This window comes from Mycobacterium conspicuum (genome assembly GCF_010730195.1).
Taxonomy (GTDB): Bacteria; Actinomycetota; Actinomycetes; order Mycobacteriales; family Mycobacteriaceae; genus Mycobacterium; species Mycobacterium conspicuum.
This window is the reverse complement of the sequence record NZ_AP022613.1, coordinates 5066236-5083755: the sequence shown is the minus strand read 5'-3', so window position 1 is coordinate 5083755 and position 17520 is coordinate 5066236. Positions and strand designations below refer to the sequence as shown.

10 protein-coding genes and 1 pseudogene are annotated in these 17520 nt (G+C 67.2%); 7 read left to right on the top strand and 4 right to left on the bottom strand.

The window, feature by feature from the left end:
• Positions 1 to 170 precede the first annotated feature (170 nt).
• A complete protein-coding gene (locus G6N66_RS23225; protein ID WP_179968369.1) occupies positions 171 to 2750 on the top strand; it encodes a helix-turn-helix transcriptional regulator in 2580 nt (859 codons plus the stop codon).
• A 204-nt stretch (positions 2751 to 2954) separates the two neighbouring features.
• Positions 2955 to 3983, top strand: coding sequence for an acyltransferase domain-containing protein (locus G6N66_RS23220; protein ID WP_085234662.1), 1029 nt, complete (start codon positions 2955 to 2957; stop codon positions 3981 to 3983).
• On the opposite strand, the gene G6N66_RS23215 is transcribed toward G6N66_RS23220, so the two are convergent.
• A complete protein-coding gene (locus G6N66_RS23215) occupies positions 3920 to 7069 on the bottom strand; it encodes an AAA family ATPase (RefSeq protein WP_085234661.1) in 3150 nt (1049 codons plus the stop codon). The genes G6N66_RS23220 and G6N66_RS23215 overlap by 64 nt on opposite strands.
• 76 nt (positions 7070 to 7145) lie before the next feature.
• Positions 7146 to 10195 (bottom strand): annotated as a pseudogene (locus G6N66_RS23210) (AAA family ATPase).
• A 330-nt stretch (positions 10196 to 10525) separates the two neighbouring features.
• On the opposite strand from G6N66_RS23210, the gene G6N66_RS23205 reads away from it, so the two are divergent.
• On the top strand, positions 10526 to 11179 hold the full coding sequence (locus G6N66_RS23205) for a M15 family metallopeptidase (protein ID WP_232079550.1): 654 nt from the start codon (positions 10526 to 10528) through the stop codon (positions 11177 to 11179).
• Positions 11180 to 11235: 56 nt separating this feature from the next.
• Positions 11236 to 12057: a class I SAM-dependent methyltransferase gene (locus tag G6N66_RS23200; protein ID WP_179968310.1), complete on the top strand. Its 822-nt coding sequence runs from the start codon at positions 11236 to 11238 to the stop codon at positions 12055 to 12057.
• Positions 12058 to 12061: 4 nt separating this feature from the next.
• On the opposite strand, the gene G6N66_RS23195 is transcribed toward G6N66_RS23200, so the two are convergent.
• Both G6N66_RS23195 and G6N66_RS23190 read right to left on the bottom strand, forming a co-directional pair.
• Entirely contained in the window at positions 12062 to 13609 is a 1548-nt protein-coding gene (locus tag G6N66_RS23195) for an amidase (RefSeq protein WP_085234659.1), read from the bottom strand.
• A gap of 19 nt (positions 13610 to 13628) precedes the next feature.
• A complete protein-coding gene (locus tag G6N66_RS23190) occupies positions 13629 to 14453 on the bottom strand; it encodes an SDR family oxidoreductase (RefSeq protein WP_085234658.1) in 825 nt (274 codons plus the stop codon).
• 69 nt (positions 14454 to 14522) lie between these two features.
• On the opposite strand from G6N66_RS23190, the gene G6N66_RS23185 reads away from it, so the two are divergent.
• From G6N66_RS23185 to G6N66_RS23175, 3 genes are read left to right on the top strand one after another with little or no spacing between them, the layout of a single operon-like run.
• Positions 14523 to 16100, top strand: a complete 1578-nt coding sequence (locus G6N66_RS23185) for a methylmalonyl-CoA mutase family protein (RefSeq protein WP_085234657.1) — start codon at positions 14523 to 14525, stop codon at positions 16098 to 16100.
• Complete coding sequence (locus G6N66_RS23180; RefSeq protein WP_085234656.1) at positions 16101 to 16529, top strand: cobalamin-dependent protein; 429 nt, start codon at positions 16101 to 16103, stop codon at positions 16527 to 16529.
• Positions 16514 to 17470, top strand: coding sequence for an LLM class F420-dependent oxidoreductase (locus G6N66_RS23175; RefSeq protein WP_085234655.1), 957 nt, complete (start codon positions 16514 to 16516; stop codon positions 17468 to 17470). Before G6N66_RS23180 ends, G6N66_RS23175 begins: the two co-directional genes overlap by 16 nt.
• Positions 17471 to 17520 lie beyond the last annotated feature (50 nt).

Below are 17520 nucleotides of genomic sequence, written 5' to 3'. Positions count from 1 at the left end.
AACCCACCGGCTCCACCGTTGGCTAACCGTTCTCTGTTCGCCGGCACCTGCGCATTGGCAGAAATCATGAGCATCGTTAGAGGTGCCAAATTGCACCTGCGTGCGCGGTGATCGCACGTAGGCTCACACGCGTGCGACTGTCCTGGCCGTTAACGGGCCGCTCGCAGGAGATGGCAGCCATCGGCGCCGCTATCTCGTCGCCCGATGCCGCCGGGATCGTTGTCTACGGAGCGGCCGGCGTGGGCAAGAGCCGGATCGCGCGCGAGGCGCTGGCCGCTGCTGAGTCGCGGGGATGCGAATGCCGGTGGGCGGTCGGCACCTCGTCGGCTCGGGCGGTTCCGCTCGGCGCCTTCACGGGGTGGGCGCCTTCGGGTGTCACCGACACCGTCGGGCTGCTGCGCGGCGTCATCGACTCCCTGACCGCAGCGCCTTCTGGCGCCACGGTGGTGGTGTGCGTCGATGACGCACACCTGCTCGACGATTTGTCGATATTTGTTGTGCACCAGATCGCGCAGCGCGGCGCGGCCAAAGTGATTCTCACCGTGCGCGACGGCGAACCGATTCCCGCCGCGGTCCGGGACCTATGGAAGGTGGGTCAGTTCGACCGGCTCGACGTGGTCCCCTTCTCGCGCCAGGAAACCGCGGTGTTGCTATCGGCCGCTCTAGGCGACGCCGTGGACCCTGGTGCGGCGCAACGGCTTTGGAATCTGACGCGCGGCAACGCCTTATACCTTCGCACGATCGTCGAGCAGGAGGTCGCCGACGACCGACTGGTCCAACAGCACGGGTCCTGGCGGTGGATCGGTGATCCGACGATGCCCCCCAGCTTGGTCGAGCTGATCGAATCTCGCATCGGGGCCCTTGCCACGCCGGTCAGCGATGTCATCGACGTGCTGGCCGTGGGGGAGCCGATCGAATTGGCCGCGCTGAGTCGGATCACTGATCCGGCCGCAGTCGAGGAGGCCGACACCCGCGGCCTGATCGCGGTCGAGCCGGCCGGCGGTGGCCTGCAGGTCCGGGTGGCGCATCCGCTCTACGCCGAGGTGCGCCGCGCGCGTGCGGCGCCGACCCGGTTGCGGCGGTTGCGCGGGCTGGTCGCGGCCGAACTCTCCGCATCCGATGTGCGCGACGACATCCAGGTCGTGGTGCGCCGCGCCGCCCTTGGTCTGGACTCCGACCTCGCACCCGACGCCGAACTCCTGGTGCGGGCAGCCCGCGGCGCGATCTGGTTGGCGGATCTGTCACTGGCCGATCGGCTGGCGGAGGCCGCAAGCCGCGCGGGACCCGGTCCGGAGCCGAGTTTCCTTCGCGCGCATGCGCTGTCCTGGCTGGGTCGCGGCGGGGAGGCCGACGCCGTGCTTGCCGCCGTCGCTTCCAGCGGGCTGACCGACGGCGACCGCGCCAGGCTGGCGTTTCTTCGTGCCAGCAATCAGCTCTGGGCACTCGGCGATCCCGCGGCCGCGAAAGGCATCATCGACGATGCGTCGCGCGCCGCACCGTCGGGGGCGCGCAGTTACATCGACGCGTTCCTCACGGTGTACTGGTTTGCGATGGACCGGCCGGACGCGGCGATCGAGGCGTCGAAGGCACTCACACTGAAGGAACTGCCGGCAGTCGTGGGCGCAGAGATTGCTTGGGTGCTCGCCACCATCGCCGCCGACGCTGGAAGCACCGGCACTGCCGTGAGCACCGCGGAGGCCGGGTATGCCGCTGCGACACGCTCTTTCGACGCTCCGCACATGAGATTCAACATCGCCGATTCGCATGTCAGCGCGCTGGTGCTGGCAGGCGAACTCGGTGAGGCGGTCGACGTGGCCGAGCGGGTGCGCCAGCAGGCAGCGGATCTTCCGGGAGCGGCCCAACTGCTCGGTGCGGCCGTGGCGGGTCGGGCCGATCTGGCTGCCGGACGCCTGCATTCGGCGTGTGCGTTGTTGGAAGAGGCAGCGCTCGGGTTGTCGGCCACCCATGCTTCCGGCTGGGGCTACCGCTACCACCTCCCGCGGGTGACCGCGCTGGCCATGCGCGGATCGGCTGACCAGGCGGCTGCCGCGCTCGCCGCTCTCGACAAGGTGCGACGCCCGTTTCGCTCGTTGGACTACGAGTTGAGCCTGGCACGCGCGTGGGTTGCCGCGGCCGAGGGCGCGATCAGTGAGGCGATCACCATCTTGCTATCGGCGGCTGAAAGGGCTTCCACCGAAGGACAATTCGCTGCGGAAGTAATGTGTCGGCAAACCGCAGCGCAAATGGGCGACACTTCGTGTGCGGCTCGCCTCGTAGAGCTCGAGGGGATCGTTGAGGGTCCCCGTGTCGGTGTCGCTGCTCGTTATGCCGAGGCCCTCCGCGACGGCCAAGCCGCTCAATTGTCCTCAGCATCAGAGCAATTCGAGCGACTGGGTGACCTGGTGGCCGCCGTCGATGCCGCGGCCCAGGCCGCCTTGGTGTTTCGTCGGCAGGGCATGCAGGGATCGGCATTGAGTTGCTCGGCCCGTGCCGCCGATTTGGCCGAACGATGCGGCGTCAGCACTTCGGCGCTTCAGCGGGCCCGCGAGCCGTTGCCGCTGACCGATCGCGAGCGCGAGATCGTGATGCTGATCGGTACGGGATTGTCCAGCCGCGAAATCGCCGAGCGGCTGACCCTGTCGGTACGCACGGTCGAGAGCCACGTCTACCGCGCGATGTCGAAAACGGGTACCACCAGCCGCGACGAATTGGCCACCTTGATCCCCCGGGGCGGGGCTCAGGCGACCTAGACCGGGTCGGCTGCTCGCGCGATCGCGACGACTATCAGAACGTGACTAAGTAGAGCCGTGCGGAAACACGGCTGAGATCGCAGTAGCGCGCTACTGCCGACTTCGGGCCGCGCTTGAGTGACGATTTCTACTGCGGCCGGAGCCGGGAGGCCATGTGCTGTTGGTGCGCGAGATGGGCAGGAACTTGGCGATGACTAGTTCGACATGAACAGCGTGGCTGACGACAGGGGCGGGTACGTGCCGGCCGGCGCGGCCCCCAACACGGCGATCGTAACGGCCGCTGCCACCGGGAGAACGGTCTTCGTCTTTCCCGGCCGGGGCCCTCGGTGGACGGATGGGGCGGCCGAACTGTTGGAGACCGCACCGGCTTTCTCCGATCAAATGCGGCTCTGCGATGCCGCTTTCGCCGAGTTCGCGGATTGGTCGGTGCTCGAGTCCATACGCGGCGGCTTCGCTTCGCCAGGTTCTCCCAGCCTCGATCGGGTCGACGTGGCGCAGCCCGTCCTTTTTGCGGTGATGGTGTCTCTCGCGGCGCAGTGGCGCGCGTCGGGAATCCGACCCGACGCGGTGCTCGGTCACTCGCAGGGCGAAATCGCCGCGGCCTATGTCGCGGGGGCGCTTTCGTTGTCGGATGCGGCGAGGGTTACAGCGTTGGGTAGCAAAGTGATTGGCACAATCTCCGGAGCGGGCGGCATGGTCTCAATCCTGCGGCCAGCCCACCAGGTCCACGACTTGATCCAACCCTGGGGCGGATCAATCTCCATTGCCGCGCAAAATGGTCCGTCCTCGACCGATGTCACGGGGGACTCGGCGGCGCTCGACGGTCTCGTCGCCATGTGCGAGCGCCAGGAGGTGCAGGCCACCCGCATGCCCGTCGACTACGCCGCGCATTGCATCCAGGTCGAGGACCTGAGGGAGACGCTGCGCGAGTCGCTTTCGGGACTGCAGCCGCGAACGGGCGACATCACATTTATCTCCGGCGTCACCGGCGCCGGGCTGGACACGTCGATCCTCGACGGCGACTACTGGTTCGCGAATCTGCGGCAGCCAGTGCTGTTTGAACAGGCAATCCGTTGGTCCTATGAGCACGGGTATCGCACGTTCATGGAAGTCAGCCCGACTCCCGTGCTGACCGCCGGAATCCAGGAGTCGCTAGATGATTGCGGCGGTCACATCGCTGCGGCCCAGTCGATGTGCCCTTCGAAGCCAAGCGATTCCGCCATCGTCCCATAGCGACTCGCCAAATCTCGATAGGCGACGTTGTCGCCGCAGGCCCGGGCCAGCAGCGCGCGCAGCCGCAGCAGCGTGATCTCGCGCATCGCCCAAGGTTCGTTCGCCGCAAGGTTCGCCAACCGGTGCACCGCCTGCTGGGCTTCGGCCAGGTCGCCGTCGGCGCCACGCTCAAGCAGCGTCTCCACCAGAATGCCGGTGCCGAAGACGATGAAGAAGGGCCGTCCCGCCCGGTACATCTCGCCGATGGCTTTGCGCATCGGCGGGATGACACCGTCGGCTTCGCCCCGCCGGGCCCTCTCTCGGCCGGCCATGAAGTCGGCGAGCGGAACCAGGAAGGAAATGGTATCGCGCAACCACATGTCCCGAACCTGCGTCATCACTTCCAGCCCACGATCACGGTCGTCGGCGGCGTCCCGGCCCAACAGCGCGGCGGCCAGCGCGAACTTGGCGATGCTGAAGGCCGTATTGCTTGATCCCTCGGCGGTCTGGACAGCCTCTTCGATCGTGCGCAGCGCGGGGTCGTCGGCCCGCAGCAACCCGTAGAAGATCCCGATACCGTAGGTCCAGCCGGTGACCATGCCGAGGGTGGTCGGATCGCTCTGCCGGGCCATCGCGAACGCGTCGTGCAGGTCCTGCCGCCATCCAGGCCGGCCCAGCCACCACCGGGCAATGCCGCGCCACGCCAGCGCGGCCGCTAGCGGTGACCCGAAACCGAACTCGGCGCCCTTGGCGGGGTCGCCGTCGGCCAATTCGATGATGGTGTCCGACCACCGCAACATCTCGCCGAATTGGCCGGCATCGAACCAGTTGTTGAACGCGATGAATCCCAATCCGATCGTCGGGGTGGGATCGCCGATCGACTCCATCAACGCCATCTGTTCGGACATCAGCCGCGAGCCCTCAGGGGAACGGCCGGCGAAAAGCAGTTCGGTGGCCAGACCGACCGTGCCGAAGGCCAACGAGACCTTGTCCCCGGCCGCGGTGCATAACTCCCGCAGCTCGTCGAAATGCCCCCGGCTTTCATTGATTGCCTGCCAGCCGGTGGCACACAGCATGGTGCGGGGAGCTATGCGCAGGGCCAGCTGGTCGGGGACCTCGGAAGGCAGCGCGTCGGCGATCTGGCGTGCCCGTTCCCAACTGATTCGCGCGGCGCCGATGTCGCGATTGGCCAACCACGCGCCAGCGCGCATGTGCCAGTCGTACGCCGCACGCAATTCGCCGGCCGACTGCAGATGTTCGGCGATCAGCGCCGCGTTCTCCTCCACCGATTCGGGGGCACGCTCTTGGATGGCTGCGGCCACGCGTCGATGCAGTTGGGCGCGACCAGATTTCAGCTGGGATTCGTAAGCGACCGCATGGATCAGCGGGTGGTGGAACTCGTACTCCGCGGCGGGGGTGAACCGCACCTGGTTGATCAACTCGACGGTGAGCAGCTCGTCGACCGCCGTATCGATTCCCAGCGAGGTGAGTAGCTCCCCCCCGAAGCGGCCTCCGATCACCGACGCTGCGTACAACGTCTGCTTGGCCGGAGTGCTCAATCGATCGATGCGCGCCGCGATGGCCGTCTGTACGGTGGCAGGCACGCTCACCTCCGCGACATCGGCCCGGCAGACGTAGCCGCCTTGCTCACCGGCCAGCACCCCGCGCTGCGCCAATCCGCGAACCATCTCCTCGGCGAAAAACGGATTTCCTGCGGCCCGCTCGGCGATGATCGGCGCCAGCTCACTGACCGAGCGGTCCGTACCGAGCAGCTCGGCCAAGAGCACGACGGTGTCCGAATCGCCCAGTGGGGCAAGGGCTATCGTCTGCGCGCTGTTCACTCGCCGCAACGCACCTTCGTACTCGGGGCGGGAGGTCATCAGCACCATCAACTTGGTTTGCGGGATCACCGTGAGGAAATCCGCGAGCATCGACTCGCTCACCGCATCGATCCAGTGCACATCCTCGATGATGTAAAGCGCCGGCTGGGCGCGCGCCAGCGCCGAGGTGCTGATCAGCGAGGCAATCCGCCGCCGCCGCGCCTCCGGGTCGATCTGCGGGGATGGCACGGCGGGGTCGGCGATACCCAGCAGCTCTTCAAGCAGCAGCAGATCCTGTGCGTTGGTATCGGGGATTTGGCGCCGCACTTTCGCCCGTGCGGCATCGGCGCCGAGGTCGGCCACGCCCATGCCCGAGCGCAGCAGGCGCGTCACACAATAGAACGAGACATCGCGGGCATGTGACTCGCAGAAGGCCCAAAATACCTCCACCCCGCGGCCGGCCGCCAGCGCCGCGACCTCGCGGGCGGTGCGGCTCTTGCCGATCCCGGCTGGGCCCACCACCGTCACGACACCACCGCGCCCACCGATCGCGCGGTTCACCATGGCATCGAGGGCCGCCATCTCCCAATGCCGACCGACCAGGCTCGCCTCGGCACGCCCGGCCAGCGCATCCCGGGGCCGGACCCCCACCAGCCGGCGCGCCCGAACCGGATCGTCGACCCCTTTGATGCGCACCCACTCCGGCTCGGCCAGCACCACACTGTGCTCCACGAGCCGCGCCGTCGACTCCGACAGCATCACCCCGCCCGGCGGGGCCACCGATTCCATCCGCTGCGCCAACCCGACATGTTCGCCGGTCGCGGCATACCCCAGCGAGCCAGCACCGATCTCCCCGGCGATCACCTGACCCGAATTCAGCCCCACGCGTAACCGGAGAGCTACTCCATCGCGGCGGGCCACGTCGCCCGCCAAATGAGTCGCCTCCTCCTGGATAGCCAAGGCGGCGATGCACCCGCGAAAAGCATGATCTTCCAAAGCAACTGGGGCACCGAACAACGCCATCACCCCGTCGCCGTTGTACTCGACGGTGCCGCCGTAGCGGCGCACGACCGCCGCCGACCGCTCCACCAACTCGGTCATGATCTCTCGCAACCGCTCGGCGTCCAGGGCTGCGGCGAGGTCCATCGAATGCACCACGTCGGCGAACAGGACCGTCACCTGTTTGTACTCGGCGGTATCACCCAACACCGCTGTCGGCGCACCGCACTCATCACAGAACTTGGCGTTTTCCCGCAGGTCAGTACCGCACGACCCGCACGCGGCCATACCAGCACCACCGATCTCGGAGTCCCGACTACCCCGATCGTCCAAGAATAGGGGGTTCACTAGAAGGGCATGGCGACTATTGGGCATCCGCGATCATGGCATCGGCCCAGGCCATGTGGCCTTCGAATTCAAGCGAGTGCGCCATCGCACGATATCGCTGCGCCAAGTCCCGGTAGGCAGCATTGTCACCCCGGGCGGCGGCCAGCAGCGCACGCAGCCGCATTAGCCAGATGTCGCGGATAACCAGGCTGTCATCGGCTGGCGCGGCGGCCAGGCGCTCGATTGTGGCCTCGGCTTCGACCACGTCGGCCTCGTTCGCGTTGGCCAGCAGCGCTTCTACCAAGACACCCACCGCAGGGATGGCGTAGCCCCACGCCAGCAGATCTCTCGCGCTAAGCATGTCCTCGACGGCGCTAAACATCAGCGGTACCGCTTCATCGCGAGGTCCCCGCCGAGCCCTCTCGCGTGCCAGGTATGCGTTGACGAGCGGCAATTCCGACAGGCTGTGCCGCCGACGCAAAAACGCTTCGCCGGCTTTGGCCAACAGCTTCTGTCCATGGGACCGTTCGGCATCCGTGGGGCGGTGCACCAGCGCGGTGCCCAGCGCCGCTTGGGCGTAAACCAACGCCATATCATCACCGGATCGCTCGGCGACCCGCAGCGCGTCCTCGATGTCGCGCACCGCCGAATCATCGGCAGCCAGCACACCGAATGACACCCCAGGAAAATAGACATAGGTCGCAACCGTGGCGTAAGACAACGGGTCGGCGCTGCGGGCCATCTTTAGGCCGTGGCGGAGGTCCCCGGACCATCCTGGAAGACCCAGGCAGTACCGCGCGATAGCGCGCGACGCAAAGGCAACGGCTAACAACGCCGCATCGCCAATGGATTCAACCAGGGCCATGGCTTCCGAGGCCAAGCGCGATCCCTCGCCGATCCGGCCTTGGAGCGCATGATCCATGACCAGTCCACCCATCCCGATGGCCAACGACGCCTTGTCCCCGGCTAGGGCGCACAACTCCCGCAATTGATCGAAGCGATCGCCCGCCACATTCACGCGGGCTCGCCAAGCGATGCCGCACAACTTGGTGCGCGGCGCGATGCGCATCGCTGTCCGGGTGGCGTCCTCAGGCAGTGCATCGGAGATCGCTTCGGCGCGCTCCCAACTTTGCCGCGCCGCGGCGATGTCGCGGGGGGTCGCCCACGTCGCGGCTCGCATGTGCCACTGATACGCGGCGCGCAGATCACCGGCGACTTCCAGGTGTTCGGCAATCATGGCGGCATTTTCATCAGCCGCCGCTGGGTCTCGCGATTCGATTGCGGCAGCGACGCGGCGATGCCACTCGGCGCGATCGGTTTTGAGTTGCGATTCGTAGGCCACCGCTCGGATCAGTGGGTGGTGGAACGCGTATTCGGCGCTCGGGCTGAACCTCACCTGATCGATCAGTTCCGCGGCGAGCAGCTCGTCAACCACCGGATCAGAGTCGAGCGCCGCCAGGAGGTCGGCTTCGAAGCGGGCGCCGATCACTGACGCCGCGTTCAGGGTTCGTTTGGCCGGGTCCGTCAGCCGGTCGATGCGTGCTTCGATGGCCGCCTGCACTGTGGCCGGCACGCTGAGCTCGTCGACGCCCGCATGCGAAATGTAGCTACCGCGATCGCCCGCCAGCACTCCGCGCTGCACGAGTTCGCGCACCATTTCCTCGGCGAAGAACGGATTGCCTGCGGCCCGCTCGGCGATGATCGCCGCCAGCTCGGTGGTCGTGGGATCAGAACCCAGCAGCTCACCGAGCAATGTCGCGGTGTCCGAATCAGCCAGTGGCGCAAGGGATATCGTTTGGGCTCCGTGCATCCGCATCAGGGCTCCCCGGTACTCGGGCCGGCAGGTGACGAGCACCATCGACGAGGTGCGCGGGATGACGGCGAGAAAGTCGGCCAGCATCGACTCACTGACCGCATCGACCCAGTGCGCATCCTCGATGATGAAGAGCGCGGGTCGGTTACGCGCCAGCGCCGTGGCATTGACCAGCGCCGTCAACCGGCGCCGGCGCGCATCGGGATCGATTTGGGGGAGCGGCACATCCGGGTCGGCGATGTTGAGCAGGTCATCGAGCAACAGCAGATCCTGCGGATCGACGTCCGTCGGCACGATGGTGCGCACAGCGGCGCGCGCAGCGGGTGGATCGAGGTCGGTCACGCCGCTGCCGGCCCGGAGCAGCCGAGTCACCACGCCGAACGCAACGTCACGGGCGTGCGACTCGCAGAACGTCCAAAAACGTCGGTCCCTCGACCTGCGGCCAGGGCCGCGACTTCGCGTGCCACTCGGCTTTTGCCGATGCCGGGTGGGCCCAGCACCGTCACGACACCGCCGCGGCCGCCGACCGCGCGGTCCAACCTGGCGTCCAGGGCGGCCATTTCCCAGCGTCGACCGACCAGGGCGGCGTCGGCCTTCCGCGCTGGGGCGTCCGGAGGAATGATTGCCAGCAGCTGGCGCGCGCACACCGGCTCGTCGGCGCCTTTGATCCGAATCCACTGTGGTTCGGCCAGGTGCACTGCGTGCTCGACGAGACGGGCCGTCGACTCTGAAAGCATCACGCCGCCTGGGGGTGCCACCGACTCCATCCGCTGGGCAAACCCGACCGGCTCACCCGTCGCCGCGTAGCCCAGCGAACCCGAACCGATTTCGCCGGCGATCACCCGGCCCGAATTCAGGCCCAGCCGCAATCGCAGTTCGACGTCGTCGCTGCGGGCCACGTCCGCGGCCAGCCGGCTGGCCACCTCTTGGATCGCCAACCCGGCAAGGCAGGCGCGAAAAGCGTGATCTTCCAACGCAACCGGCGCGCCGAACAGGGCCATCACACCGTCGCCGTTGTACTCGACGGTCCCGCCGTAGCGCTGCACGACGGCTGCTGAGCGCTCCACGAGCTCGGTCATGATTTCACGCAGTCGCTCGATATCCACGGCGGCGGCGATGTCCATCGAGCGCACCACATCGGCGAATAAGACCGTCACCTGCTTGTACTTCGCGGTGTGGTCCGATGCCGCAAAGGGTGCACCGCATTCATCACAGAACTTGGCGCTGTCCCGTAGCTCAGTGCCGCATGACCCGCACGTCACGCCTGCCGTCACCCAAGCACCACCGATCCGAGGGTCGCGACTACCCCGATTGCCCAAGGATAGGGGTTCGCCGCGGGGCCTGGTGCCGTAAGACGTGAATCGTCAATGGCACCGGTCGGGTTGCTACACGGCGGGCAAGGGGCCAGTGGGATACGCCGGTTCGGACAACTTGTCGCCGCGCGTGAAGCAGGCCGAAAAGACCGTGAGAGGGTTGGTCGAACCCAAGCCCCCCCGACGCCAGGCGTCCCGCGCGTGGCCCCTTGGCCGGTTAGCTCGCGAAACCTGCACAATGACCCGATGCGCAGTATTTTTCTGTTCTTGGCTGCGACCATCGCCGGACTGATGATGACTTTGTGCGGCGCGATTGTGTCTGCCGATCCCAGCGTTCCGCCGGTCAGCGCCGCGGCGCACGCGGCCGGGTTCGTCGACGTGCGCACGGTGGTTCCCGACGCGGTGATCGACCTGCGCTACGCGACGACCAACAACTTCACCCACACCCAGCTGTATCCCTCCGACGCCCGCTGTCTGGTGCACCAATCCATGGCCCCCGGTCTCGCCGCGGCGGCCGGGGCGCTGCGCCCGCAGGGGCATCTGCTGGTGTTCTGGGACTGCTATCGGCCGCACGACGTTCAGGTCAAGATGTTCAACGTCGTCCCCAACCCGGCCTGGGTCGCACGCCCCGGTCAGTACGCGCACAGCCACGAGTCCGGGCGTTCGGTGGATGTGACGTTCACCAGCCCGCAAGAACAGTGCCCGCCGCAACGCCAGGTGGGCGGGCTTTGCCTGGCCGACATGGGCACCGACTTCGACGACTTCACTTCGCGGGCAACGGCATACGCCACCCAGGACGTCAGCGTCGACGCCCAGTCGAACCGGGCTCGCCTGCGCGACGCCATGACCTACGGCGGGCTGACCGTGTACTCCGGCGAGTGGTGGCATTTCGACGGGCCGGGCGCCAAGGACGACCGCCCGATTCTCGACGTCCCCGTCGACTAGTCTCAGAATATGGGATAGATATCTCATATTTTGATGCACCGGGTAGAGTAGCGGCCGTGGACCCGACGAACGACCAACCGCAGGCCAAGTACACGCACGGACACCACGAGTCGGTGCTGCGCAGCCACCAGCGCCGCACCGCGCAAGACTCCGCGGGCTACCTGCTCCCGCACCTAAGGCGGGGGCAGTCGTTGCTCGACGTCGGTTGCGGCCCAGGGACTATCACCGCGGACCTCGCCGAACTGGTCGCGCCGGGATCGGTGACGGCCGTTGACCAATTCGTCGACGTCCTGAACGTGGCCCACGCCGAAATCCAACGCCGCAACCTGTCGAATGTCACCTTCGCGAGGGCCGACGTGCACCGACTGGAGTTTCCCGACGACTCGTTCGACGTGGTCCACGCCCACCAGGTGCTACAGCACGTCGCCGATCCCGTTCAGGCGCTGCGCGAGATGAGGCGAGTGTGCGTGCCGGGTGGCATCGTTGCAGCCCGCGACGCGGACTACGCGGGGTTCATCTGGTTTCCCCAGCTGCCGGCGTTGGACCTGTGGCGCGACCTCTACCGCAAAGCCGCGCGTGCCAACCGCGGCGAACCGGATGCGGGCCGGCGGCTGCTGTCGTGGGCTCGGGAAGCGGGCTTCGATGACGTCGCACCCGCGGGCAGCCTGTGGTGCTATGCGACCGAGGACACCCGCCAGTGGTGGGGCGGAATGTGGGCCGACCGGATCCTTCATTCTGGCGTAGCTCGCGAGCTGCTGCACTTGGGTCTGGCCACCCCCGCGCAGCTCGAAGAGATGGCCGCCGCGTGGCGGGCCTGGGCCGCCGCGCCTGATGGCTGGCTGGCGATCCCACACGGCGAAATCCTCTGCCGCGTTTAGTCTTTCACGCGGCGTGGCCGGGAGCAGTGGGGAAACCGCCGCAGAGGGACTCGAACGCATCGGCGACCTTTAGCACGGTGGCGTCGTCGAATCGCTTGCCCACGATCATCATTCCCACGGGCAGGCCGTTGACCAGGCCGGCGGGCACCGAGATGGCGGGATGACCGGTGATGTCCATGGGTGCGGTGTTGAGCGCCTTGCCGTGCGCATGTTTGAGCGGCGCGGCGTCTTGCGGATTGCCCTCCGGCAGCGTTTCGGCGGTGCCGGGCACCGTGGGCAACACCAACACGTCGTGGCGGGAGAGCGCCTCGTCGTACGCGGCCCGCGCATGGGGTACCAGATTGCGCGCCTTGGCATACGACGCCCCGCCCAGCGTGTTCAGCGCGTAGTGCCCGCACAGCGCCGCCGCCTTGACCGTGCTGGCCAATTGATCGGCCTTGACGGTTCGCTGTCTTGCGAAGTGCGCCATGAGTTCTGGGTCGTAGAGCCCGTCCACGCCGACGCCGTATCCGTTTCCGTCCAACATCTGGGCGCTGGCGCCGTCGGTGATGATGACGGTGAAGACATCAAGAGCGTGGCGGTGCCAGGGCACGCTGATTTCGCTTACGCTGCAGCCGATCTCGGTGAATCGCTGCGCGGCCGACCGGACCAGCTCGTCCACTTCCGGCAGCGAGCCATACTGCCCGAAGCCCTCGGTGAGCACGCCGACCCGTAACCCGGCCACGTCGCCGGTGAGCGCGGCGCGGTAATCCGCGTTGGAGATTCCTGCGATCGTCGCGGGCTGGCGCGGGTCCCACCCGTCGGGCCCGGCCAGCACGTCGAGCAGCAGCGCGGCGTCGGCCACGGTGCGCGTCATGGGACCGAGGTGATCGATGGTCCGCTCGATCGGAAAGGCCCCCGTGTAGGGGATCAGCCCGTGGGTGGGCTTGAGCCCGACGACGCCGCACAGCGCCGCCGGGATCCGGATCGACCCGCCTTGGTCGCCGCCAAGCGCCAGGTCGACCTTGCCGGCGGCGAGGAGCGCGCCGCTTCCGCTCGACGATCCGCCCGCTTCCCGCGTGGTGTCCCATGGGTTGCGCACCGGCCCGCTGGCCGAGGTGAAGCTCGATCCCGAGCAGCACAGATCCTCGCAGACGGTTTTGCCGGCGATCGTTGCCCCGGCGGCGAGCAGCCGCTGCACGACGGTGGCGTCGCGGCTGGGGACGAAACCCTCCACGGCGCGGGATCCGTTCATCATCGGAATCCCGGCGACGGCGATGTTGTCCTTGACCGCCACCGCCCTGCCGGAGAGCGGACCCTGGGCGCCGGAGCTGATCTGGGTGGTGACGTACCAGGCGCCCAGCGGGTTGTCGCCCGGCTCAGGGAACCGGTAGGCGCGTTCGGGGACCTGGGGCCGCGCGACCGCGTCGTACAGCTCGTCGACCGCGTCGTAGGACCGCAGTGAGCCCTCGACGGCCGCCAGGTAATCCCGTCGGGCGTCGGCGTCGAGGTGGAAGCCGAAGTGTTGGGCCGCGGCGTCGATGTCGGCGGCCGATGGCCTGGGAACCGTCATGTCGACAGCAGCTTAGTCGTCAGTCCAGGAAAAGATCCGGAATAGGTTGGGCGCCGCCGCCGTAACGGGACAGATCGGCGACCCCGACGGACCGCAGCACCTCAGCGTCGATGTAGCAGTTGCCGCTGGCCTCGCGCGCGGGCCGGGAGACGATCTCGACGGCGGCGTCGCCCATGATCTCGGGGCTACGCGACGACTCGGCCAAACGGTCACCGTCGGCCATGTTGGCCACGGCCGCCGTGGCGATATATGTCTCGGGCCAAAGGCAATTCGACCCGATCCCGGTGTCGGCGAATTCCGCCGCCCAGCCCAGCGCCAGCAGTGTCATGCCGTACTTGGACAGCGTGTAGGCGGGGTGGGCGCCCAACCAGCGCGGGTTCATGTTGATCGGCGGCGAGATGGTCAGCACATGCGGGTTGGCCGATTTCTGTAGGTACGGGACGCAGGCCTTGGTGAGCAGGAACGTGCCCCGGCAGTTGATCTCCAGCATCAGGTCGTACTTCTTGGCCGACAGCGCGGCCGTCGGGTCCACCGCAATCGCGCTGGCGTTGTTGACACAGACGTCGATGCCGCCGAACCGCTGCGCCGCGGCGTCGACCACGCGCTGCACGTCCTCCTCGCGGCGCACATCCCCGACCACCGCCAGCGCCTTGCCGCCCGCGGCCTCGACGTCGGCGGCCGCGGTGTGCACCGTTCCGGGCAGGCGGGGATGCGGCGTGTCCGTCTTGGCCAGCAGCACCACATTGGCGCCCCGCCGGGCGGCCGCGATTCCGATCGCGAGGCCGATGCCTCTGCTCCCGCCGGAAATCACCACCGTGCGGTCGGCGAGCGTTTTGTCAGCCATTGGTCTCCTTTGGCCTGGTCAAGCGTGTGGTATTGGCATTCTCTTTTTTTGCAAGTACGTTATTCACCGATGGATAATACGGCCCATACTCCGTCCGGCATCCCGCTGCAGCCCGTCTACGGGCCGGGGGATATCCGCGCGGAGAGTCCTGCGCCCGGGGAGTTTCCCTTCACCCGGGGCAACTTCGCGTCCGGCTATCGCGGCAAGCTGTGGACGTTTCGGCAGTACTCCGGCTTCGGCACCGCCGAGGAGTCCAACCGTCGCTACCGCTACCTGCTCGAGCAGGGCGGGACCGGGCTCTCCGTTGCGCTCGACCTGCCCACCCAGTGCGGCTACGACTCCGACGACCCCGAGTTCGGTGAGGAGGTCGGCCGCGTCGGTGTCGCGGTCGACACGCTGGCCGATTTCGAGATCCTGTTCGACGGCATTCCGCTGGACAAGCTCAGCACCAGCATGACGATCAACGGCACGGCCGCGATACTGCTGGCGTTCTATGTCGCCGCCGCCGAGAAGAAGGGCATACCGCGCGCCAAGCTCACCGGGACCATCCAGAACGACATCCTCAAGGAGTACGCGTCTCGCGGCACCTGGATCTGGCCGCCGGAGCCGTCGCTGCGGTTGATCGCCGACACCATCGAGTTCTGCGCGGCCGAGGTCCCGAAATTCAATGCCATCTCGGTGGCCGGGGCACACTTCCGTGACGCCGGCGCCAACGCGGTGCAAGAAATGGCGTTCACCCTTGCCGACGGCGTCACCTACTGCGACACGGTGGTGGAGCGGGGTCGAATGACCATCGACCAGTTCGCACCGCAGATCTCGTTCTTCTTCTATACCCACGGGGACTTCTTCGAAGAGATCGCCAAATACCGTGCGGGACGGCGACGTTGGGCCACGATCGTGCGGGAACGTTATGGCGCCAAAACGGACAAGGCGGCGATGTTCCGTTTCGGCTGCGTCTGTGGTGGCGCATCGTTGTACGCGCCGCAGGCCCACAACAACATCGTCCGGGTGGCCTACGAGGCGATGGCCGCGGTGCTGGGTGGTGTCCAGTCGATGTTCACGGCGGCCTGGGACGAGCCGTTCGCGTTGCCCACCGAGGAAACCACCACGCTGGCGCTGCGCACCCAGCAGATCCTCGCGCACGAAACCGGCGTGGCCAGCGTCGCGGACCCGTTGGGTGGCTCGTACTTCGTGGAGGCGCTGACCGACGCCACCGAGGCCCGCATCATCGAGATCATGTCCGACCTCGAGCGGCACGGCGGAATGGTGCACGCCATCGAGGACGGTTACCTACAGGGCCTGATCGCCGACGAGGCATTCAAGATCCACCAGGACATCGAATCCGGCGCCCGCCCGGTCGTCGGGCTCAACCGGTTCGTGACCGAGGAGCCCGAACACGACGTCGTCACCTACGAGCTCGACGCCGAAGGGCGTGATCTGCAGCTGAAGCGGCTGTCCAAGGTAAAGTCCGAAAGAGATTCGGCCACGGTCGAATCCACCCTTGCGGCGTTGTCGCGCGCCGCCGAAGGAACTGACAACCTGATGAACAAGTTGATCGACTGCGCCAATGCGTACTGCACGGTCGGTGAAATGGTGTCCGCGCTCAAGGCAGTGTGGGGCGAATTCCAGCAGCCGGTGGTGTTCTAGATGACCGTTCGTGTTTTGGTCGCCAAGCCCGGTCTCGATGGGCATGACCGCGGTGCCAAGATCGTGGCGCGCACCCTGCGCGACGCCGGCTTCGAGGTCATCTACACCGGCATCCGGCAGCGCATCGAGGACATCGCCTCGATCGCTGTCCAGGAAGACGTGGCGGTCGTCGGCCTGAGCATTCTCTCCGGCGCGCACCTGGCGCTGACCGCACGCACCATCGAGGCGTTGCGCGCGGCCGACGCCGCGGACATCGCCGTCGTCGTGGGCGGGACCATCCCGCATGCCGACGTGCCCAAACTATTGGAAACCGGTGCCGCCGCGGTGTTTCCCACCGGGACACCGCTTGACGTTCTGGTGCGCAACATCCGTGCGCTCACCGGAACCCCGGACCCAGCCGTAAAGGAAACACAGTGCGCATCGGAGTGATGATCGGCGCCGAGCGTGGCGACATGGCCCGTAAGGTGGCCAAGCTGGCCTCTGACATCGAATGGGCCGAATCCGCGGGTCTGGATACCGCGTGGATGCCGCAGGTGCCCAACGACTTCGACTGTCTCACCATGGTGTCGCTGATGGCCGCTCACAGCTCGCGCATCGAGCTGGGCACCGCGGTGGTGCCGTTGCAGGCCCAGCATCCGATCGCCCTTGCCCGCCAAGCGCTCTCGACGCATGCGGTAGCCGGCGGTCGGCTGGCGTTGGGCGTCGGCCCGTCGCACCACTGGATCATCCGCGACATGCTCGGCTTGCCGTATGAGAAGCCGGCCGCCTATACCCGCGACTACCTGCAGGTGCTCAATGCCGCCATCGCCGGACCGGGACCGGTTGACGTCGAGAACGATTCGTTCACGGTGCACAATCCGTTGGCGATCGGGGCCGACACCCCGATGCCGGTGCTGGTCGCCGCGCTTGGTCCGGTGATGCTGCAGATTGCCGGTGAACTCACCGACGGCACCGTGTTGTGGATGGCCGACGAGCGCGCGATCGGTGATCACATCGCACCGAAGATCACCAAGGCCGCCGCGGATGCCGGGCGTCCGGCGCCGCGCATCGTCGCGGGCATCCCGGTATGTCTTTGTGCGCCTGCACAAGTCGACGAGGCTAAGGAGCGGGCCAATCGCATCCTGGGTGAAGCCGAGGTGTCGCCCAACTACCAACGGCTGCTCGACCGCGGCGACGCCCGCGATGTGGGCGATTTGTGCGCCGCCGGTGACGAAGAAGCGATCCTGGCCAGGATGCGCGGTTTCGCCGACGCCGGCGTGACGGACCTGTCTGTGCGGTTGCTGCCGATCGGCGAGAACCGCGACGAACTGGTCGCCTCCAAACAGCGGACCCGCGAGATGATCGCCGAGCTCGCGACGGAGTTGCGTTGACCGAATCAAACGCCGGGCCGCTGGCGGGGATTCGCATCCTCGAAGTCGGC